We start from the raw sequence: 20,898 nt of genomic DNA on the forward strand, positions 1-20,898 counted from the left end.
CGGCTCGGACCGACTTGTCGTACCCGCGTGGTGTCATGCCGCTATGGCACATCGATGGGATCCCGAGGCGCAGGCAGTGCTGGATCCCGGCCTGCGCGGTCAACTGCGGATCGTCGGCGGCCCGGGCACCGGTAAGAGCAGCCTGCTGGTCGACGCGGCGGCCGCCCGCATCGCTGCGGGTGCCGACCCGGAATCGGTTCTGTTGCTGACGGGTTCAGGGCGGATTGCGGCGCAGGCGCGCAGCGCGTTGACGACGCGGTTGTTGCGTGCGCGGGCCGACGGCGCGGGCAGCGCGGTAATCCGTGAGCCGCTGGTACGTACCGTGCACGGCTACGCCTTCGCGGTGCTGCGGCTGGCCGCGCAGCGTGCGGGCGGTCCGCCGCCGCGACTGGTCACCAGCGCCGAACAGGACGGCATCATCGCCGAACTGCTGGCCGGTGACCTCCAAGACGGTCCGACCGCAGTGGTGGGCTGGCCCGCGCAGCTGCAACCGGCGTTGGCTACCGTCGGATTTGCCGCGGAGTTGCGGGATCTGTTGGCGCGCTGCGCCGAACGCGGCGTGGATGCCCGGGAGCTGGAGCGGCTCGGCCGGCTGCACGCCCATCCGGAGTGGGTCGCAGCAGGCCAGTTCGCGCGTCAGTACGAACAGGTGATGCTGCTGCGTGGGGCCGTCGGGACGGCAGCGCCACAGGCGACGACGCCGGCGGTCGGAGCCGCCGAATTGGTCGGGGCGGCCTTGGAGGCCTTCGCCGCCGATCCCGAGTTGTTGGCCGCAGAGCGGGCCAGGATTCGGATTCTGCTGGTCGACGACGCCCAGCAACTCGACCCGCAGGCGGCTCGTATGGTGCGGGTGCTGGCGGCCGGGGCTGAGGTGGCGCTGATCGCCGGTGATCCCAGCCAGGCGGTATTCGGTTTCCGCGGCGCCGAGCCGACCCTGCTTTTGAGCGGCGATCCCGCACCAGAGCATGCCGCTGCTGCGCCGACGGTGACACTCACGGTGTCGCACCGCTGCCCGCCGACGGTGGCGCGCGCAGTTTCGGGTGTCTCGCGCCGGCTTATCAACTGCAACGAAATCACCGGGGCTGGAAACGATTCCGGGTCGGTGACGGCGTGCCTGGCCGTCTCGCCGCACGCGGAGGCAGAGGTGATCGCCGATGCGTTACGGCGCGCACATCTCATCGACGGGCTGCCCTGGTCGCAGATGGCGGTCATCGTCAGGTCAGTGCCGCGTGCCGGCGCCGGGTTGTCGCAGGCCCTGACGCGGGCCGGCGTCCCGGTGGCCGTGCCGAGCACCGGCGGATCGCTGTGGCAGCAGCCTGCGGCACGAGCGCTGCTGACCGTGTTGGCCGCGACGGCCGACGGCCTGGACGGCGAGCAGGCGCTGGCCTTGCTGACCGGCCCGATCGGCAGGGTCGACCCGGTGACTCTTCGCCAACTGCGCCGGACGTTGCGCCGTAACGCAGGTGACCGGGAGTTCGCCGACTTGTTGGTGGCAGCGTTGAGCGGCGAGGCGATTCGTCTCCCCGCCGCGCAGGCCCGCCCGGTGCGACGAGTACGGGCGGTGCTGGACGCAGCTGCGCGCTGTCAACGGGACGTTAAGGACCCGCGCTACACGCTGTGGGCGGCGTGGCACCGATCAGGTCTGCAGCGTCGCTGGCTTTCGGCATGTGAACGCGGCGGCCCCGGCGGTGCCCAGGCATGCCGCGACTTGGACGCCACCACAGCGCTTTTCGATATCACCGAGCAGTACGTGTCGCGTACCGCAGGCGCCTCGCTGCGCGGCCTGCTCGACAACGTCGGTGCGCTGCACCTGGCCCCGGTTAGCCCCGAGCCGGCGTCGACCGAGGCCGTCAGCGTGCTCAGCGCACATGCCGCGTTAGGGCACCAGTGGGACTTCGTGGTCATCGCCGGCCTACAGGAAGGACTGTGGCCCAACACCATTCCCCGCGGCGGGGTGCTGAGCACCCAGCGGCTGCTCGACGTCCTCGACGGGGTCAGCGCAACCACGTCGATGCGGGCACCGCTGCTGGCCGACGAGCGGCGGCTGCTGATCGCGGCCATGGGCCGGGCCAGCCGACAACTCTTGGTAACCGCCGTCGACGCCGAGGCCGACGACGGCGGCGAGTCCGCGCTGCCGTCACCGTTCTTCTTCGAAGTCGCGCAATGGGCGGTCGACGGACCCGACCCCGACACCCCGCTGCCACCAGTGTCCGCCCCGCGGATGCTGTCGGCCACAGCGATGGTGGGCCGGCTGCGGGCTGTGGTCTGCGCTCCGCACGACGCGGTGAGCGACGAGATACGCGCCGGCGCGGCAACGCAATTGGCCCGGCTGGCCAAGGCCGATGTTCCCGGTGCGGATCCGGCCGGCTGGTACGGGATGGCGCCGGTCAGTACCACCGAGCCGCTGTGGAGCGGTGAGGGTCATGTCATCACGCTGACCCCGTCGAGCCTGCAGACGCTGACCGACTGTCCGCTGCGCTGGCTGGCTGAACGCCATGGCGGCACCGACCCGCGCGATCTGCGCTCCACCATCGGGTCGGTGGTGCATGCGCTGATCGCCGACACGGAGAGCAACGAGACACAGCTGTTGGCCGCGCTGAACCGGGCCTGGGAGCAGCTGCCGTTCGAGTCACCGTGGTACGGCGCCAACGAGCTGGCTCGCCACCGCGCGATGCTGGAAACCTTTTTCCAGTGGCGGGCTCAGACACGGCACGAGCTGACCGAGGTCGGCCGTGAGATCGAGGTCGACGGGATTCTTGAGGGGACCGGCGTTCGACTGCGGGGACGCGTCGACCGGGTCGAGCGCGACGGCGCCGGCCGCCTGGTGGTCGTCGACGTCAAAACCGGCAAGACGCCGGTCAGCAAGGACGACGCGCAGCGGCACGCCCAGCTGGCCATGTACCAGCTGGCGGTAGCCGAGGGCTTGTTGCCGGACGGCGACGAGCCCGGTGGCGCCCGGCTGGTGTATCCGGGCAGGGCCGGGGCGGGCGGCGCCGCCGAACGCGAGCAGGACCCGCTGACACCTGCCGCTCGCGACGACTGGCGCAACCTGGTCCAGCAGGCGGCCGCGGCGACCGCCGGACCGCAGTTCGTCGCCCGCATCAACGACGGCTGCACCCATTGCCCGATCCGCCCGAGTTGCCCGGCCCATACCGGCACTGCGAGGGAGGGCCGAACATGACACCGCGCCACAGTCCTGCTGAATTAGCCAGCGCCTTAGGGCTTTTCGAACCGACGGCGGAGCAGGCCGCGGTGATCGCCGCGCCGCCCGGACCGCTGGTGGTCATCGCGGGCGCCGGCGCGGGAAAAACCGAGACGATGGCCGCCCGGGTGGTGTGGCTGGTCGCCAACGGCTACGCCGATCCCAGCCAGGTGCTGGGGTTGACGTTCACCCGCAAGGCCGCCGGACAGCTGCTGCGTCGGGTGCGTTCCCGATTGGCCCGGCTGGCCGGCACCGGCCTGATCGCTCACACCGCCGAACCGATCGGCACCGCGGCTGTCAGCACCTACCATGCGTTCGCCGGCCAGTTGCTGCGCGATCACGGTCTGTTGCTGGGCATCGAGCCGCAGACCCGGCTGCTCGGCGAGACCGAACTATGGCAGCTGGCCTTCGACGTGGTCAACGGCTACCGCGGCGAATTGCACACCGATAAGAGTCCGACCGCGCTGACCTCGATGGTGCTGCGGCTGTCGGGTGAACTTGCCGAACACCTTGTCGACACCGCGCAACTCCGCGACACGCACGTCGAACTGGTACGGCTGGTGCACACGTTGCCGGCCGGCCCGTACCAGCGTGACCGCGGCCCCAGCCAATGGCTGTTGCGGATGCTGGCCACCCAGACCGAGCGCGCCGAGTTGGTGCCGCTGATCGAGGCGCTGCATCAGCGGATGCGGGCCGAGAAGGTGATGGACTTCGCGATGCAGATGGCGTTGGCCGCGCGGTTGGTGTCGACGTTCGGCGAAGTAGGCGAGCAACTGCGGAACCGCTATCGGGTGGTGCTGCTCGACGAATACCAGGACACCGGGCATGCCCAACGGGTCGTGCTGTCCTCGTTGTTCGGTGGCGGAGTCGACGGCGAATTGGCGTTGACCGCTGTCGGCGATCCGATCCAGTCGATTTACGGCTGGCGCGGCGCCTCGGCGACCAATTTGCCCCGATTTACTACTGACTTCCCGTGTCCCGACGGCACTGCGGCGCCGGTGCTGGAGCTGCGAACCAGCTGGCGCAACCCGCCACGGGCGCTGCGGGTGGCGAACGCGGTATCGGCAGAAGCCCGGCGACGGTCGGTGGCGGTGCATGCACTGCGGCCGCGGCCGAACGCCGAACCGGGCGCCGTTTGCTGCGCGCTACTGGCCGATGTGTGCGCCGAGCGCGAGTGGGTCGCCGATCACCTGCAGCAGCACTTCCAACGCGCCCGTGCCGCCGGCGTCGCACCGCCCACCGCGACGGTGCTCGTGCGCCGCAACGCCGACGCCGCACCGATGGCTGAGGTGCTGCGGGCCCGCGGGGTACCGGTGGAGGTGGTCGGGCTGGCCGGGTTGCTGTCCATCCCCGAGGTCGCCGACGTGGTGGCGATGCTGCGGCTGGCCGCCGATCCGACTGCGGGAACAGCCGCGATGCGAGTGCTGACCGGTCCGCGCTGGCGGCTCGGTGCCCGTGACGTCGCGGCGTTGTGGCGACGCGCAGTGGTTCTCGAAGGCGCTGCACAGCAACTGGTTTCAGCCCAGCAGATCGCCGCTGCAGCCGGACCCGATACCGACAGCGCCGGTCTGGCCGACTCCATCGACGACCCGGGGCCCGCGGGCGAGTACTCGGCGGCCGGCTATCGGCGAATCGTCGCGCTGGCCGGGGAGTTGTCGGCGCTGCGGGCACATCTGGACCATCCGTTGCCCGACCTGGTGGCCGAGGTGCGCCGGGTGCTCGGGCTCGATTGTGAGGTCCGGGCCGCTGCGCCGGCAGGCTGGACGGGCACCGAGCACCTCGACGCCTTCGCTGACGAGGTCGCCGCCTACGCCGAGCGGGCCGGCGCCGCCGCCACGGCATCGGTCCTGGGCCTGCTGGCCTATCTGGATGCGGCCGCCGTTGTCGAAAACGGGCTACCGCCGGCGCAAATCGCGGTCGCTCACAACCGGGTTCAGATATTGACGGTACATGCGGCAAAGGGCCTGGAATGGCAGGTCGTGGCCGTGCCGCACTTGTCGGCAGGCGTGTTTCCGTCCACCGGATCGGCCCGCACCTGGCTCACCGACGCTGCCGATCTACCCCCGCTGTTGCGCGGCGACAGTGCCTCGACGTGCCAGCACGGGGTACCGGTGCTGGACACCTCCGATATCACCAATCGCAAACAGCTCTCCGACAAGATTTCTGCGCATCGCCGCCAGCTCGAACAGCGGCGGATCGACGAGGATCGCCGGCTGCTGTACGTGGCCGTCACCCGCGCCGAGGACACCCTGCTTTTGTCGGGCCACCATTGGGGCGCCACCGGGATCAAGCCGCGCGGCCCGTCGGATTTCCTCTGCGAGATCAAAGATGTCATCGACCGGTCGACTGACGACGGCGAGCCGTGCGGTGTCGTCGAACACTGGGCACCATCGCCCGCTGACGGTGAACGAAACCCCCTGCGCGACACCGTAGTCGAAGAGGTATGGCCGGTCGATCCGCTCGGCACCCGCCGCGCCGACGTCGAGCGTGGCGCGGCGTTGGTGGCGGCGGCAATGTCGGCAGCGGCCCCGTCCGTCAACGCCGGGGACGAGTGGGCCACCGACGTGGATGCGCTGTTAGCCGAGCGGGAGCGCACCGCAGCACCACCGACCGTCAGATTGCCCAGCCAACTGTCGGTCAGCGCCTTGGTGGACCTGGCTCGTGACCCAGTCGGCGCAGCGCAGCGGCTGACGCGCCGGCTGCCTACGCGGCCTGAACCACATGCGTTGCTGGGCAACGCGTTTCATGATTGGGTTCAGCGGTTCTACGGCGCCGAGCGGTTGTTCGAGCTTGGCGACTTGCCCGGCGCGGCTGATTCCGACACCGCCCAGGGCGACGCCGACGAACTGGCCGCGTTACAGGAGGCATTTCTCGCCTCCCCGTGGGCGGCCCGCACCCCGGTTGCCGTTGAGGTGCCGTTCGAGATGGCCGTCGGTGACACCGTGGTACGCGGCCGCATCGATGCGGTGTTCGCCGATCCGGACGGCGGAACCACGGTGGTGGACTGGAAGACCGGCGAGGCGCCGCACAGCCCGGAAGCCGCCGGGCAGGCCGCGGTTCAACTCGGCGTCTACCGGCTGGCCTGGGCGGCATTATCCGGTTGCCCGGAATCATTGGTGCGCACAGCCTTTCATTATGTACGCACCGGGGCCACCGTGACTCCCGATGTGCTGCCAGACCCCGACGAACTGGCTGCGCTGGTGGCTGGTTAAGCCGTGCGCCTGATTTTGAGCGCCATGGTGACCATCGGGATCTGCAGCGGCAGCCGGGCCAGGGCCACGAGCCGCATCGGCCAGGGCTTGTCCCACCACAGCCGCACCATGTTGACATTGCCCGGAAAGACCCCGAGGAAAAGCGCGACTGCGGCCAGCGCACCGAGTCGGCGGGTGCTTCGGGCCAGCAGCAGAGCGCCGGTGACCACTTCGGCAACGCCGGATGCGTAGGTGTAGAAGCGCTGACTTCCCGGCAGTTCCACGGGAACAATGTCGTCGAACGGCTTCGGAACGACAAAGTGGGTGATGCCCATGCCGATCAGCAGCGTTCCCATTCGGTATGCGGGTGCCTGGCTGGCTATTGGTGTGGTGGGGGTCATGGTTACATTGTGTCGTGCGCCAGCCGATGACAGCTAGCCGTGGCCAGAGGTAGCTGGCGGCGGCACGGCGGTCTCGACGAGACGCTGACCGCCCGGCGAGGCTATGACCTGGTCCGCGTGCTGCGCATCCCCGAGGGGCGCTCCAACCCCGCGCGGACCGTGTACCGCCGGACGCTTATCGCGCTGGCGGCGTTGTTCGCCGGGGCGTTTTTCGTCTACATCGACCGCGGCGGCTACCAGGACGTGCGGGGTGAGCCGCTGACGTTCCTGGACTGCCTGTATTACTCCGCGGTGACGTTGTCGACCACCGGGTACGGCGACATCACCCCGGTCTCCGAATACGCGCGCCTGATCAATGTTTTGGTGATAACCCCGCTGCGGATCGCGTTCCTGATCCTGTTGGTCGGGACGACGATCGAGGCGTTCACCGAAACGTCCCGGCAGGTGCTGAAAATCCAGCGGTGGAGGAAACGAGTGCGCAACCACACCATCGTCACCGGCTACGGCACCAAGGGCAAAACGGCGGTGGCCGCGATGCGCGGCGACGGGATCGCCGCGGCGGACATCGTGGTCGTCGACCCCGACCAAGCCGCGCTCGACCGCGCGGCGGGCGAGGGCCTGGTGACCGTGCGCGGCGATGCCACCAAGTCCGACGTGCTGCGGCTCGCCGGTGCCCAGCACGCTGCCTCGATCATCGTGGCCGTCAGCCGCGACGACACCGCGGTGCTGGTCACGCTGACCGCCCGGGAAATCGCCCCCACTGCCAAGATCGTGGCGTCGATCCGGGAGGCCGAAAACCAGCACCTGCTGCGGCAGTCCGGTGCCAACTCGGTGGTGGTGTCCTCGGAGACCGCCGGTCGTCTGCTCGGCATCGCCACCACCACCCCCAGCGTGGTGGAGATGATCGAGGACCTGCTGACCCCCGAGGCCGGGTTCGCGATCGCCGAACGCGAGGTGGAGCAAACCGAGGTGGGCGGGTCGCCCCGGCATTTGAGTGACATCGTGCTCGGCGTGGTCCGCGACGGCCACCTGTTGCGGGTGGATGCACCCGAAGTCGACGCGGTCGAGGCCAGCGACCGGCTGCTGTATGTCCGCAGCGTGGGGAAATAAGCGCCCAGTGGCCGACTTCGAACTGCAAAGCGTTCCGCTGCTGTCGCGCATCGGCGCCGACCGGGCCGACCAGTTGCGCACCGACGTCGAGGCGGCCGCCGCGGGATGGCCGGACGCGGCGCTGCTGCGGGTGGATTCCCGCAATCAGGTGATGGTCGCCGACGGCCGGGTGGTGCTCGGAACGGCGGGCACGCTGGCCGACAAGCCGCCACCGGATGCGGTATTCCTGGGTCGTATCGACGGCGGACGCCACGTGTGGGCGGTGCGCGGGCCACTGGAAGCCCCCGAGGATCCCGAGATGAAGGCCGAGGTGGCGGATTTACGTCGCGCGGGCCAGCTGTTCGACGACATCAGCGCGCAGTTGGTGTCCTCGGCCCTGGCTCTGCTGAATTGGCATGAGGGTGCCCGGTATTCCGCCGTGGACGGCTCACCGACCCGGTCGGCAAGGGCTGGCTGGGCACGGGTCAACCCGCTCACCGGCCACGAGGAATTCCCGCGGATCGACCCGGCAGTGATCTGCCTGGTCCACGACGCCGCCGACCGCGCCGTGCTGGCCCGCCAAACAGTGTGGCCTGAGCGGTTGTTTTCGCTGCTGGCCGGCTTCGTCGAGGCCGGCGAGTCGTTCGAGGTCTGCGTGGCCCGCGAGATCCGTGAAGAAATCGGCCTGACCGTGCACGATGTACGTTATCTGGGCAGCCAGCCCTGGCCATTCCCACGCTCACTGATGGTCGGCTTCCACGCGCTCGCCGATCCGGATCAGCCGTTCTCGTTCAACGACGGAGAGATCGCCGAGGCGGCCTGGTTCACCCGCGACGAGGTGCGCACAGCGCTGGCCGTCGGCGACTGGAGCAGCCAATCGGACTCCAAACTTCTTCTGCCCGGCTCAGTTTCCATTGCCCGGGTGATCATCGAATCCTGGGCGGCAGCAGGCTGAATCGATTGCCCGCCTCCTCCTCATCGCGCTACGCGCTCTGCATCGTCGGCGGGCTGGGGCTTACCCGGCCAGCTCGGCGAGCTTCGCCTTGACCGCGTTTGCGCCGGGGTTGGTCAGTGTCGACCCGTCGGCGAAGCGCACGGTGGGGACGGTCCGGTTGCCGCCGTTGACGGAGCCGACGAACTCCGCAGCAGCGGGGTCCTGCTCGATGTCGATCTCGTCGTAGCCGATCCCGGCGGCTTTCAACACCGTCTTGAGCCGATGGCAGTAACCACACCAGGGCGTCGTGTACATGGTTAGCGAAGCGTTGGTCATAAGTCCTTAAACATAATCGGGGCCCGCTGTATTGCCTCGGCGTGGCGATCCGCAGGGTTTGTCGGCCAGCGCTGCCAAGATGGACGCCATGCCGGTGATCGCAGACGTCTTGCTTGCCGATCTCGACGACGAGCAGCGTGAGGCTGTGCTGGCGCCGCGCGGACCGGTCTGCGTGCTGGCCGGCGCCGGAACCGGCAAAACGCGCACCATCACGCACCGCATCGCCCAGCTCGTCGCCGCCGAACACGTCTCTGCCGGGCAGATCCTGGCGGTCACTTTCACCCAACGCGCGGCCGGTGAGATGCGGTCGCGGTTACGGGCGTTGGGCATCGGCAATGTCCAGGCGCTGACTTTCCACGCTGCCGCACATCGCCAACTGCGCTATTTCTGGCCGCGGGTGGTCGGCGATACCGGCTGGCAGCTGCTGGACAGCAAATTCGCCGTTGTCGCCCGCGCGGCGACGGGCGACGGGCTGCAGGTGAGCACCGACGACGTGCGGGATCTGGCCGGCGAAATCGAGTGGGCCAAGGCGTCGCTGATCTCCCCGGAGCAGTATCCGGAGGTGGTGGGCGCGGAAGGCCGCGACATTCCATTGGATGCTGCGCGGGTCGCCGCGGTGTACACCGGCTACGAGTCGCTCAAGGCCCGCGGTGACGGTGTGGCGTTGCTCGATTTCGACGACCTGTTGCTGCACACCGCGGCGGCAATCGAAAACGACGCCGCGGTCGCCGAGGAGTTCCGCGAACGGTACCGCTGCTTTGTCGTCGACGAATACCAGGACGTCACGCCGTTGCAGCAGCGGGTGCTCTCGGCGTGGCTGGGCGAGCGCGATGACCTGACGGTCGTCGGCGACGCCAACCAGACCATCTACTCGTTCACCGGAGCCTCACCGCGTTACCTGCTGGACTTCTCCCGGCGGTTCCCCGACGCCACGGTGGTGCGCCTGGAACGCGACTACCGGTCCACCCCGCAGGTGGTGTCGTTGGCCAACCGGGTGATCGCCGCGGCTCGCGGCCGGGTCGCCGGCAGCAAGCTGCACCTGGTCGGCCAGCGCGACCCGGGCCCGGAGCCGTCGTTTGCCGAACATCCCGACGAAGTCGCCGAGGCCGCCGCGGTGGCCAAGTCGATCACCCGTCTCATCGCCGCCGGCACGGCGCCCGCCGAGATCGCGGTGCTCTACCGGATCAACGCCCAGTCCGAGGTCTACGAGGAGGCGCTGACCGAGGCGAATATTCCCTACCAGGTGCGCGGCGGCGAGGGATTTTTCAGCCGCCAGGAGATCCGGCAAGCCCTGCTGGTGATCCAGCGAGCGGCGGCCCGCACTGCCGACGGGCCACAACCCGATCTACCGCTGCCCGACGTGGTGCGCGGGCTGCTGGAGCCACTCGGGCTGACCACGCAACCGCCGACAGGCACCAGGGCCCGGGAGCGGTGGGAAGCACTGACGGCGTTGGCCGAATTGGTCGATGAGGAGATGGCGCACCGCCCGCAGCTGGATCTGCCCGGTCTGCTGGCCGAGCTGCGGCTGCGCGCCGACGCCCGTCACCCGCCGGTGGTCCAAGGCGTCACCTTGGCGTCGCTGCACGCCGCCAAGGGCCTGGAGTGGGACGCGGTGTTTCTGGTCGGGCTGGCCGATGGCACGCTGCCGATCTCGCACGCGTTGGCGCATGGCGCCGACAGCGAACCCGTCGAGGAGGAACGCCGGCTGCTCTACGTCGGCGTCACCCGAGCCCGGATTCATTTGGCGCTCAGCTGGGCGTTGTCCCGGACGCCGGGCGGGCGGGGCGGCCGCAAGCCGTCGCGGTTCCTCAACGGCATCGCCCCGCAGACCCGATCTGACCTGGCGCCGCGGGGGCACCGCCCGCTTGCGGGGGACAAGCCGCGGCGCCACCGTGGGAGCGCGTCGCGCTGCCGGGTCTGCAACAACCTGCTCACCACCCCGGCGGCCATCATGCTGCGCCGCTGCGAAACCTGCGCCGCCGATATCGACGACGCGCTGTTGCTGCAGCTCAAGGACTGGCGGCTGCGCACGGCCAAAGAGCTCAACGTGCCCGCCTACGTCGTGTTCACCGACAACACGCTGATCGCCATTGCCGAGATGCTGCCAAGCGACGACGCGGCGCTGGTTGCGATACCGGGTATCGGCGCCCGCAAGCTGGAACAGTTCGGGCCGGACGTGCTGGAACTGGTGCGCAGTCGGGGGGCGGGTCGCCACTAAAACCGCGTGGCGATTGCAAGCGCGGCGAAGCCGGGCGCGGCAGGTCGCCACTAAAACCCGAGGTCAGAAAATCGGTTGCCCCGCTCAGCTGCTACGATTTAACCTCTTAGCCGCACTTTCTGACGCTCACGCAGCACGAAAGGAGGGAGTCACGATGATCACCATGAACGCGTTCGGCGTAGGCCTGACCGGCGCTGGCTCCCGCCGTGCCGCCGTATTGGCTGTGCTGCGTCATCGCGCCGCCGCCGCCGACGCGTCCGTGGATCGAGGCTCTACCTAAACTTCTAGGAACCCCGACGGCCACGGACTCGAACCAGATCCGTGGCCATTTTTGTGGGTCGCCCGCCCGCTCCCTGGTCCGGATCTCGCAAAGACCGCTATCAGACCAGGAAGCAGGTGACCAGGACATGTCGACCCAGACAGTCTGCGACGAGAAGCTGCCGGAGTTGCCGTGTCATGTCGGTGATCCCGACTTGTGGTTCGCCGACAGCCCGGCCGATCTGGAGCGCGCCAAGGCGCTCTGCGTCGATTGCCCCATCCGCAACGAGTGCCTGGCCGCGGCGTTGGAGCGGGCCGAACCGTGGGGTGTGTGGGGCGGCGAGATCCTCGACCGCGGCTGTGTCGTCAACCGCAAGCGTCCCCGTGGACGCCCGCGCAAGGAGGTCATCGCCGCCGCCTAGGTCCGCGAGAGTGCAGCTACCGACGTGTCGGTCGAGAGGCAGTGTCGGTGGTTGCACTCTCGCGGATAAGGCCCTACACCATCGCGGCGTCGGGCTCGGTGAAGCCCGGAACCAACTCCTCGGTCAGCGCCTTCATCGGCACATGTGCGTCCAACTGGCACAGGATTGCGCCGACTGAGGCGATCACCCGCATCGGGATCGCCAACTTGGCCGGCAAGTCGAGTTGGCGCGCGGTCCTGATCTGCGCCACCGACCGGTCGATCTGGCCGACCGTCATCCGTTGCAGCCACTTGCGTCTGTAGTGGAAGACCTCGACCTCGACCGGCTCGACGTATTGACGCAGCATGTCGTCGATGTCGCGCACCGACACCTGCTGGCCCTTCTGGATGAAGCCGGCCTTTTCCATCGTCGGTAACAACAGGTCGTAGTTTTTCTCGCGGGCCAGCCGAATCGTCATCCCCAACTCAATGGGAAAGCCGCCGGGAAGCGGCGCCACCGCGCCGAAATCGATGACGCCCATCCGGTTGTCGGCCAGCAGCATGAAGTTGCCGGGGTGGGCATCGCCGTGAATCATCTCCAGCCGGCGGGGCGCCTCGAAGGTGAACGCGGCCAGCCGAGTACCCATCAGATCGCGCTGTTCGACGGTGCCGTTGCGGATGATCTCTCCCATCGGGATCCCGTCGATCCACTCCTGGATCACCACCTTGGGAGCACTGGCCACCACGTGCGGCACCACAAAATGCGGGTCGTCCTGGTACGCCTTAGCGAACAGCCGTTGATTGTCGGCTTCGAGCCGATAGTCGAGTTCCATCTCGGTGCGTTCGATCAACTCGTCGACGATGCCCTGCACATCAACGCCGGGTGCGAGCTGTTTGACCACCCCGACCATGCGTTGCATGGTCTTCAGATCAGCGCGCAGTGCCTCGTCGGCGCCGGGGTACTGAATTTTGACGGCCACCTCGCGACCGTCGGCCCATACCGCCTTGTGCACCTGGCCGATGCTGGCCGACGCCATCGGCTTGTCGTCAAAAGAGCTGAACCGAGAGCGCCATTTGGTGCCGAGCTGGGCATCGAGCACCCGGTGCACCTTGTCGGCAGGTAGCGGCGGCGCGTCCTTCTGCAGCTTGACCAGGGCTTCGCGGTAGGGCTCGCCGAACTCCTCGGGGATGGCGGCTTCCATCACCGACAGCGCCTGGCCGACCTTCATCGCACCGCCCTTGAGCTCACCGAGCACGGTGAACAGCTGGTGGGCGGCCTTTTCCATCAGCTCGGCGTTGACTTCGTCTCTCGACTTGCCGGTGAGGCGCTTGCCGAACCCGAGCGCGGTCCGGCCGGCGATATTGACCGACAAGCCGGCCAGCTTGGCGTTACGCGCCGCGCGGCCGCGTTTGATGTCTGTCACACACCCATCATCCATGACAGTCCGGTGTCCGCCCGCATCGATCTGGCAACAAGCGATGTCAGCATGAACACAGTGGATGCCGGGGCCAGTGCCGCGCCACGATCGAACCGCGATGAACGTCGAACTCCAGCGTGGCGTTGAACGCCGGCGGCGGCCCCGGATCCGCGCCCCGCACCGCCCCGATCACCCGGTTGACCTGGCTGAGCGCCAGTGCCGCCGTCGCGAGCAGCGTCGCGCGGTCCGCCGTGCCGACGGTGTCGCGTAGCTGCACGGCCACGGCGGGCCACGCTGCATCCCGATCTCTGCGGTGCAGGTCCGCGCAGGCCAAACAGCTCGTAACGCCGGGAATGACCAGCGGACCGACGAGCCCGGCGCCGTCGCGCACTCGCACGGCGAGGTGCGGGACACGCTGGCTGTGCAGCTCGCGCACCATCCGCGGGTCGGCAATCAGGTAATCGGACAGCACCACCAGGTCGGCGCCGGCCGACGTCACCACCGCGTGCGGCTGGCTGCTGTGCTTAATCCGGGCGCCCGAGCAGCGCAGTGACTCGAGCAGCAGATCCGACAGCGGCCCGCGTCCATGCACCCGGATCGACGCGGACCGCCCGGGCACCTGCCGGCGGCTGCGGCTGACCACACCGGCCTCGACCAGTTGCGCGAGGAGGTCGGCAAGGTGTCCGGCGGCCACCGCGGGTGCCTGATTGCGCAGCTCGGTGATCGGCGTCGGTGCGTGCATGGAGCGCAGCAGCGTGGCCAGCTGGGCAGCGGTCAGGCCGGCGGGCGGCTGGACCAGCACGGCGCGACGCGGATCCCAGCCCACCTGCACGGCGCCGTCTGGGCGCACCGCCACCGGCATCGCCGGGTCCAACGTGTACAACGGCAGCGCGGCCGGCGCAGGTCGGCCCTCGGGCATGTTTCGCAGGGTGCCACGCGGAGGGCGCCGCGTTGGCTCAGTTATCCACAGGTCCGTCGGGGCCGGGATCGGCGCCACGCTCGAATTCGCTGATCGCCCGATTGATCGCAGTGTCGATACCGCTGGTGTCGCCGCCGATGATTCGGTCGATGAAACCGGCCGGCTCGTCGAGGTCTTCCGAGGCGGGCAGCAGATCGGGGTGCTGCCAAACCCCATCGCGGGCATCCACACCCGCGGCCTGAGTCAGACGTTCCCACAGCACGGCGGCTTCCCGGAGCTTGCGGGGACGCAGTTCCAAACCGACCAGCGTGGCGAACGTCTGCTCGGCAGGCCCGCCGGTGGCCCGGCGTCGGCGCAGCGTCTCGGCGAGCGCGTCAGCACCGGGCAGGCGGTCGCCCAGCGCGGCAATCACCACGGTCTGTACCCAACCTTCGATCAACGCCAGCAGTGTCTCCAGCCGTTCGAGTGCCTGGGTCTGCTCCGGTGTTGCCTTCGGTTCGAATACGCCTTGCGTCAGCAGCTCTTCCACAGCAGTCGGGTCAGTCAACGAGGCGGGGTTGAAATCCTTTGCCAGATCTTCGATTCCGGCCATATCGATCTTCATGCCCTTGGCGTAAGCCTCCACGGCGCCAAGCAGCTGACTGGGCAGCCATGGGACGTGACTGAACAGCCGATGATGGGCGGCCTCGCGGGCCGCCAGAAATGTCATGATCTCACTACGCGGCTGCTCGAGCCCGTCGGCAAAGGATTCCACAGCATTCGGCAGCACGGCCGCTATTCCCTTGGGGCCCAAGGGTAAACCGATATCGGTGGAGGTCAGTACTTCGCGGGACAACCGACCCAGCGCCTGGCCGAGCTGTGAGCCGAACGCCATACCACCCATCTGCGACATCATCGATAGCAGCGGCCCGGCCATGCTTTTCGCCTCTTCGGGCAGCGCCGCCTCCCATACCGTGGCGATCTGCTGGGCCATCGGATCGCACAACCGCTTCCACGTTTCCAGGGTGTTGTCGACCCAGTCGTTGGGACTCCAGGCGACGGCTTTGGCGGTGCCGGCCGGCAATGAGGTCACCCCGTCCAGCCAGGTCTCGGCGAGGTGCACCGCGTCGCTGATCGCCGAGTTGGTCGAGGCCGGGATCGGCGCCACGAAACCGATCGAGTTGGACGCCAGTTGCCGGGCCAGCTCGTAGTTCACCGGGCCGGCCGACTTGCCGGAGGCCATCGCGGTGCCGGCGCCGCTGAACATCTGCCCCAGGCGGGTGAAGATCTGACCCAGGTCGGCCATGTCGAAATCGCCGCCGAAACCGGACGGGTCAGCTGACCCGGCGTCGTCTTTTCCCCGCTTGTCGCGGTCGGGGTCATCTCCGGCGGAAAACCCGAAAGGCAGGTCAGCCATGACCCCAACGGTACCCATCGGTGAATCGCCACGGGCCTTCGGCGGTCACGCTCTCAGTGAACTGGCCCCCGACGCGTGGGCCGGCCCGGCTTGCGCGGGTCGGACAGCCTGGTCAGATTAGGGTAGGCGGCGTGAACAGGCGGATTCTGACGCTGGTCGTCGCGTTGGTGCCGATCGTGGCGTTCGGTGTGCTGCTGGCGGTGGTGACGGTGCCGTATGTGTCTTTGGGGCCGGGGCCTACCTTCGACACGCTCGGCGAGGTCGACGGCAAGCAGGTGGTCGACATCCAGGGGACCCAGACCCACCCGACGTCGGGCCATCTGAACATGACGACGGTGTCGCAGCGCGACGGCCTGAGCTTGGGTGAGGCGCTGACATTGTGGCTTTCCGGTCAAGAACAACTGGTGCCGCGCGACTTGGTGTATCCGCCCGGCAAATCCCGAGACGAGATCGACAAGGACAACAACGCCGATTTCAAGCGATCCGAAGACAGCGCCGAATACGCGGCGCTGGGCTATCTGAAGTATCCGGAAGCGGTCACGGTGGCGACCGTCAGCGATCCGGGACCGTCGATGGGCAAGCTGCAAACCGGCGACGCACTCGACGCGGTCAACGGCACGCCAGTCGCCACGGTCGAGCAGTTCACGTCGCTGCTGAAGAAAACCAAAGCCGGTCAAGAGGTGACCATTGACTTCCGCCGCAAGAACGCGCCGCCCGGGACCACGCGGATCACGCTGGGCAGCAACCCCGATCGAGGTTACGGCTTTTTGGGCGTCTCGGTTCTGGACGCGCCGTGGGCACCGTTCGCCGTGGATTTCAACCTGGCCAACGTCGGTGGGCCCTCGGCGGGGCTGATGTTCAGCCTGGCCGTCGTCGACAAGCTCACGACCGGTAATCTGGCCGGCTCGACGTTCATCGCGGGCACCGGCACCATCACCGCCGAAGGCAAAGTGGGGCCCATCGGTGGGATCGTCCACAAGATGATCGCCGCTCGGGCGGCCGGCGCGACGGTGTTTCTGGTGCCGGCCAAAAACTGCTACGAGGCACGATCGGACCAGCTGCCCGGGATGGAGTTGGTGAAGGTCGACAACCTTGGACAGGCCGTGGATGCGCTGCACGCGGTGACCTCCGGTGGGCGGCCGCCGAGTTGCTAGCCGGGCAACGACGCAGCCGGAACAGCCGCAGGCGAGCCGGTGCGTACAGTTGTGATCGCCACTGTCAACGGTGACCAGGGAGCGTAACTAGTGGGGATGCGGCCCACGGCGAGAATGCCGAAGCTTACTCGGCGCAGCCGGATTCTGATTGCCATAGCACTGGCAGTGATCGTGCTGCTGTTGGTCGGCCCACGATTGATCGACGCCTACGTCGACTGGTTGTGGTTCGGCGAATTGGGATACCGGTCGGTGTTCACGACCGTGCTGGTAACCCGGCTGGTGGTGTTTTTAGTGGTGGGGCTACTGGTCGGCGGCATCGTGTTCGGCGGGCTGGCGGCGGCCTACCGCACCCGGCCGGTGTTCGTGCCCAGCAACGGCAACGACCCGGTGGCGCGGTATCGCACCGTGGTGATGTCGCGGTTGCGGGTCATCGGAATCGGGATCCCGGTGATGATCGGCCTGCTGGCCGGCGTCATCGCGCAGACCTATTGGGTACGCGTCCAACTGTTCTTGCACGGCGGCGACTTCGGAATCGAGGACCCGCAATTCGGCAAGGACCTTGGCTTCTACGCCTTCGACCTGCCGTTCTACCGGCTGCTGGTCGGTTATCTGTTTGTGGCGATGTTCCTGGCGTTTTTGGCGAATCTGGTGGCGCACTACATCTTCGGCGGTATCCGATTGTCCGGGCGCACCGGCGCACTGAGCCGCTCGGCACGAATCCAACTGGTCAGCCTGGTCGGGGTACTGGTGCTGCTCAAGGCGGCCGCCTACTGGTTGGACCGCTACGAACTGCTGTCGCACACCCGCGCCGGTAAGCCGTTCACCGGTGCCGGGTATACCGACATCAATGCGGTGCTGCCCGCCAAGCTGATTCTGCTGGCGATCGCGCTGATCTGCGCTGCTGCGGTGTTCTCCGCCGTTGTGCTGCGAGATTTGCGGATTCCGGCGATCGGGCTGGTGCTATTGCTGTTGTCGTCGTTGATCGTCGGCGCCGGCTGGCCGCTGATCATCGAGCAGATCAGTGTCAAACCCAATGCCGCGCAAAAGGAAAGCGAGTACATCGGTCGGAGCATCACCGCTACGCGGCATGCGTACGGCCTGACCGAGGACGTCGTGAGCTACCGCAACTACAGCGGCGACGCCCGGGCAACCGCCGAACAGGTAGCCTCCGATCGCGCCACCACGTCGAACATCCGACTGCTCGACCCGACGATCGTCAGCCCGGCGTTCACTCAATTCCAGCAGGGCAAGAACTTCTACTTCTTTCCCGACCAGCTGTCCATCGATCGATACGTCGACCACGACGGCAATCTGCGCGACTACGTCGTCGCCGCGCGCGAGCTCAACCCGGACCGGCTGATCGACAACCAGCGCGACTGGATCAACCGGCACAGCGTCTACACCCACGGCAACGGGTTCATCGCATCACCGGCGAACACCGTTCGCGGTATCGCCAACGACCCCAACCAAAACGGCGGCTATCCGGAGTTTCTGGTTAACGCCGTCGGCGCCAACGGCGGCGTGGTCTCCGACGGTCCGGCGCAATTGGACCAACCGCGCGTGTACTACGGCCCGGTCATCTCCAACACGCCCGCCGACTACGCGATCGTCGGACGCAGCGGTGCCGACCGTGAATACGATTACGAGACCAACACCGAAACCAAGAACTACACCTACACCGGCACTGGTGGTGTGCCGATCGGTAGTTGGATTTCACGCAGTGTGTTCGCCGCGAAATTCGCTGAGCGAAACTTCTTGTTCTCCAACGTGATCGGCTCCAACAGCAAAATCCTGTTCAACCGCGACCCCGCCGAGCGGGTAGAGGCGGTCGCGCCGTGGCTGACCACCGACAGCGCGGTGTACCCGGCGATCGTCAACAAGCGCCTGGTGTGGATTATCGACGGCTACACCACGTTGGACAACTACCCGTATTCCGAGCTGACGTCGCTGTCGTCGGCCACCGCCGACTCCAACGAGGTGGCGTTCAACCGGCTGCTGCCCGACAAGCGGGTCTCTTACATCCGCAACTCGGTGAAGGCCACCGTCGACGCCTACGACGGAACCGTCACGCTGTATCAGCAGGATGAGCAGGATCCGGTGCTCAAAGCGTGGATGAAAGTCTTCCCCGGCACGGTCAAGTCCAAGAGCGACATCACACCGGAACTGGCCGACCATTTGCGCTACCCCGAAGACCTGTTCAAGGTGCAGCGGATGCTGCTGGCCAAGTACCACGTCAACGACCCGGTGACGTTCTTCTCCACGTCCGACTTCTGGGATGTGCCGCTGGACCCGAACCCGACGGCCAGCAGCTATCAGCCGCCGTACTACATCGTCGCGAAAAACCTTGCCAAAGGTGATAATTCGGCGTCGTATCAGCTGACCAGCGCGATGAACAGGTTCAAGCGCGACTATCTCGCCGCCTACATCAGCGCCAGCTCCGATCCGGCGACCTACGGCAAGATCACCGTGCTGACCATCCCGGGCCAGGTCAACGGGCCGAAGCTGGCCAACAACGCGATCACCACCGACACCGCAGTGTCCCAAGACCTTGGGGTCATCGGTCGCGACAACCAGAACCGCATCCGCTGGGGCAATCTGCTGACGCTGCCGGTGGCCCAGGGCGGGTTGCTCTACGTCGAACCGGTCTACGCCTCTCCGGGCGCCAGCGATGCCGCCTCGTCGTATCCGCGGCTGATCCGGGTGGCGATGATGTACAACGACAAAATTGGGTACGGCCCGACCGTCAGCGACGCGCTCACTGGGCTGTTCGGGCCCGGTGCCGGTGACACCGCGACCGAGATCGCACCCACCGACGGCGGCGTTCCCGCCAGCTCGTCACCGGGAACCGAGCCGCCGGCCGAGTCGGTGCCGGGCGCGACGGAGCCGCCGGCCGCCGCTGCTCCGCCGGCGCCGAACGCGGCCACGCCGTTGTCTCCGGCAAAGTCCGCCGCGCTGAAGGAGATTCAAGCGGCGATCGGCGCAGCGCGCGACGCGCAGAAGAAGGGCGACTTCGCCGCCTACGGGTCGGCGCTGCAACGAGTCGACGACGCGATCACCAAGTTCAACAACGCCAAGTAGCTTTTGGCGAGCGCCCACTACCCGCGGCGAGCGTGCGCGTTCCCGGCCGACACGCCGAGCTAATTTCCGGGTCGACGCACGCTCGCGCATCAAGCGGCCCGCTCGACTGGCCGCAGCACGTGTCAGATTCTGTGGGAAAGACGGCTGGAACGGCGCCGTCGGGTCGCCGCGTACCGCCGCACAATGGGCCACGACGAATAGCGGAAAGGAGTAGACACGTGCACGAGGTTTCATCCCGAAACGGCTGGGACAAGCCGTTCGGTGTCGAAGTACCGCAGCCGCTCTGGCCCACTCAGGACGACATGACGACCGAACTACCCGCAGTTGGGTTCTGAAGGAGGACACCAGATGGCCGATGCGAACGAAATCGGAGTCACCGTTGTCCAGCCTGGGGAAGGGGATTACGTTGCGCTGCCCGGCTTTGGAGCGGTCTTTAAGCTGTCCGGCAAGAGCAACGGCGGCGAGGTGTCCATTGTCGAGCACCCGTTTGAGGTCGGCTTGCTCACCGCGGCGCACCGGCACACGCGCGAGGACGAGCATTCGATCGTGTTGGCAGGCGAGATCGGCTTCCGCTCCGACGACAGTGAAGTCGTCCTCGGGCCGGGCGGCTACATCACCAAGCCGCGCGGCCAGATGCACGCGATGTGGAACGCCGGCAGCGAACCCGGTCGCATCGTCGAGATCATCACCCCGGGCGGGTTCGAGAATTACTTCCGCGAATTGGGTGAGCTGCTCCTCGACCACGCCAACGATCCGGTCAGCAAGGTGCTGCACGAGTTGCCCGAGTTCGGCGAACTCGCCGACAAATACGGGCTGACCTACGGGTCACCCGCCTGGATGGACGACATTGCACAGCGATACGGGCTGAACCCGCCGTCGCACTGACCGGACATGATCGCGATGC

General features: G+C 67.5%; 15 protein-coding genes. 10 read left to right on the plus strand and 5 right to left on the minus strand.

Annotated features, from left to right (window positions below):
* Positions 1-43: 43 nt before the first annotated feature.
* A complete protein-coding gene (locus AC5Y42_RS16065; RefSeq protein ID WP_499899517.1) occupies positions 44-3,181 on the plus strand; it encodes an ATP-dependent helicase in 3,138 nt (1,045 codons plus the stop codon).
* Entirely contained in the window at positions 3,178-6,414 is a 3,237-nt protein-coding gene (locus tag AC5Y42_RS16070) for an ATP-dependent helicase (protein ID WP_499899519.1), read from the plus strand. The genes AC5Y42_RS16065 and AC5Y42_RS16070 overlap by 4 nt, the downstream gene beginning before the upstream one ends.
* On the opposite strand, the gene AC5Y42_RS16075 is transcribed toward AC5Y42_RS16070, so the two are convergent.
* On the minus strand, positions 6,411-6,794 hold the full coding sequence (locus AC5Y42_RS16075) for a DoxX family protein (RefSeq protein ID WP_499899521.1): 384 nt from the start codon (positions 6,792-6,794) through the stop codon (positions 6,411-6,413). The two genes, AC5Y42_RS16070 and AC5Y42_RS16075, sit on opposite strands and share 4 nt — an antisense overlap.
* Before the next feature lie 39 nt (positions 6,795-6,833).
* On the opposite strand from AC5Y42_RS16075, the gene AC5Y42_RS16080 reads away from it, so the two are divergent.
* Together AC5Y42_RS16080 and nudC are read left to right on the plus strand one after the other, a co-directional pair.
* Positions 6,834-7,904, plus strand: coding sequence for a potassium channel family protein (locus AC5Y42_RS16080; protein ID WP_499899523.1), 1,071 nt, complete (start codon positions 6,834-6,836; stop codon positions 7,902-7,904).
* Positions 7,882-8,838: an NAD(+) diphosphatase gene (nudC, locus tag AC5Y42_RS16085; protein ID WP_499899524.1), complete on the plus strand. Its 957-nt coding sequence runs from the start codon at positions 7,882-7,884 to the stop codon at positions 8,836-8,838. The genes AC5Y42_RS16080 and nudC overlap by 23 nt, the downstream gene beginning before the upstream one ends.
* 60 nt (positions 8,839-8,898) lie before the next feature.
* Here the strand turns inward: nudC and mrx1 are convergent, their stop codons facing one another.
* Complete coding sequence (mrx1, locus tag AC5Y42_RS16090; protein ID WP_499899526.1) at positions 8,899-9,153, minus strand: mycoredoxin Mrx1; 255 nt, start codon at positions 9,151-9,153, stop codon at positions 8,899-8,901.
* 88 nt (positions 9,154-9,241) lie between these two features.
* Here mrx1 and AC5Y42_RS16095 point away from each other — a divergent pair, with 88 nt between their 5' ends.
* From AC5Y42_RS16095 to AC5Y42_RS16105, 3 genes are all read left to right on the plus strand, one after another.
* Positions 9,242-11,371 carry an ATP-dependent DNA helicase UvrD2 gene (locus AC5Y42_RS16095; RefSeq protein WP_499899529.1) on the plus strand — a complete coding sequence of 710 codons (2,130 nt, stop codon included), beginning with the start codon at positions 9,242-9,244 and terminating at the stop codon, positions 11,369-11,371.
* Between the two features lie 154 nt (positions 11,372-11,525).
* Positions 11,526-11,651, plus strand: coding sequence for a hypothetical protein (locus AC5Y42_RS16100; RefSeq protein WP_499899530.1), 126 nt, complete (start codon positions 11,526-11,528; stop codon positions 11,649-11,651).
* A gap of 127 nt (positions 11,652-11,778) precedes the next feature.
* A complete protein-coding gene (locus AC5Y42_RS16105) occupies positions 11,779-12,051 on the plus strand; it encodes a WhiB family transcriptional regulator (RefSeq protein ID WP_499899532.1) in 273 nt (90 codons plus the stop codon).
* 73 nt (positions 12,052-12,124) lie between these two features.
* Here the strand turns inward: AC5Y42_RS16105 and AC5Y42_RS16110 are convergent, their stop codons facing one another.
* Genes AC5Y42_RS16110 through AC5Y42_RS16120 form a run of 3 tightly spaced genes read right to left on the minus strand, consistent with a single transcriptional unit; the run spans position 12,125 to position 15,780 of the window.
* Positions 12,125-13,468, minus strand: a complete 1,344-nt coding sequence (locus AC5Y42_RS16110) for a macrolide-binding ATPase MABP-1 (RefSeq protein ID WP_499899534.1) — start codon at positions 13,466-13,468, stop codon at positions 12,125-12,127.
* Positions 13,469-13,511: 43 nt separating this feature from the next.
* Positions 13,512-14,366, minus strand: coding sequence for a cyclodehydratase (locus AC5Y42_RS16115; RefSeq protein ID WP_499899536.1), 855 nt, complete (start codon positions 14,364-14,366; stop codon positions 13,512-13,514).
* Positions 14,367-14,403: 37 nt separating this feature from the next.
* Positions 14,404-15,780, minus strand: coding sequence for a zinc-dependent metalloprotease (locus tag AC5Y42_RS16120; protein WP_499899538.1), 1,377 nt, complete (start codon positions 15,778-15,780; stop codon positions 14,404-14,406).
* Between the two features lie 113 nt (positions 15,781-15,893).
* Between AC5Y42_RS16120 and AC5Y42_RS16125 the strand changes: the two genes are divergently transcribed.
* The 3 genes from AC5Y42_RS16125 (at position 15,894) to AC5Y42_RS16135 (ending at position 20,879) form a co-directional block, all read left to right on the plus strand.
* The gene (locus tag AC5Y42_RS16125; RefSeq protein WP_499899540.1) at positions 15,894-16,916 is read left to right on the plus strand and encodes a YlbL family protein; all 1,023 of its coding nucleotides are present in this window, start codon (positions 15,894-15,896) and stop codon (positions 16,914-16,916) included.
* 90 nt (positions 16,917-17,006) lie between these two features.
* Positions 17,007-19,994 (plus strand): UPF0182 family protein, encoded by a 2,988-nt coding sequence (locus AC5Y42_RS16130; RefSeq protein WP_499899542.1) that lies wholly within the window; start codon positions 17,007-17,009, stop codon positions 19,992-19,994.
* A 348-nt stretch (positions 19,995-20,342) separates the two neighbouring features.
* Positions 20,343-20,879, plus strand: coding sequence for a cupin domain-containing protein (locus AC5Y42_RS16135; RefSeq protein ID WP_499899544.1), 537 nt, complete (start codon positions 20,343-20,345; stop codon positions 20,877-20,879).
* The last annotated feature ends 19 nt before the right edge of the window (positions 20,880-20,898 follow it).

This window comes from Mycobacterium sp. NGS48 (assembly GCF_059812585.1).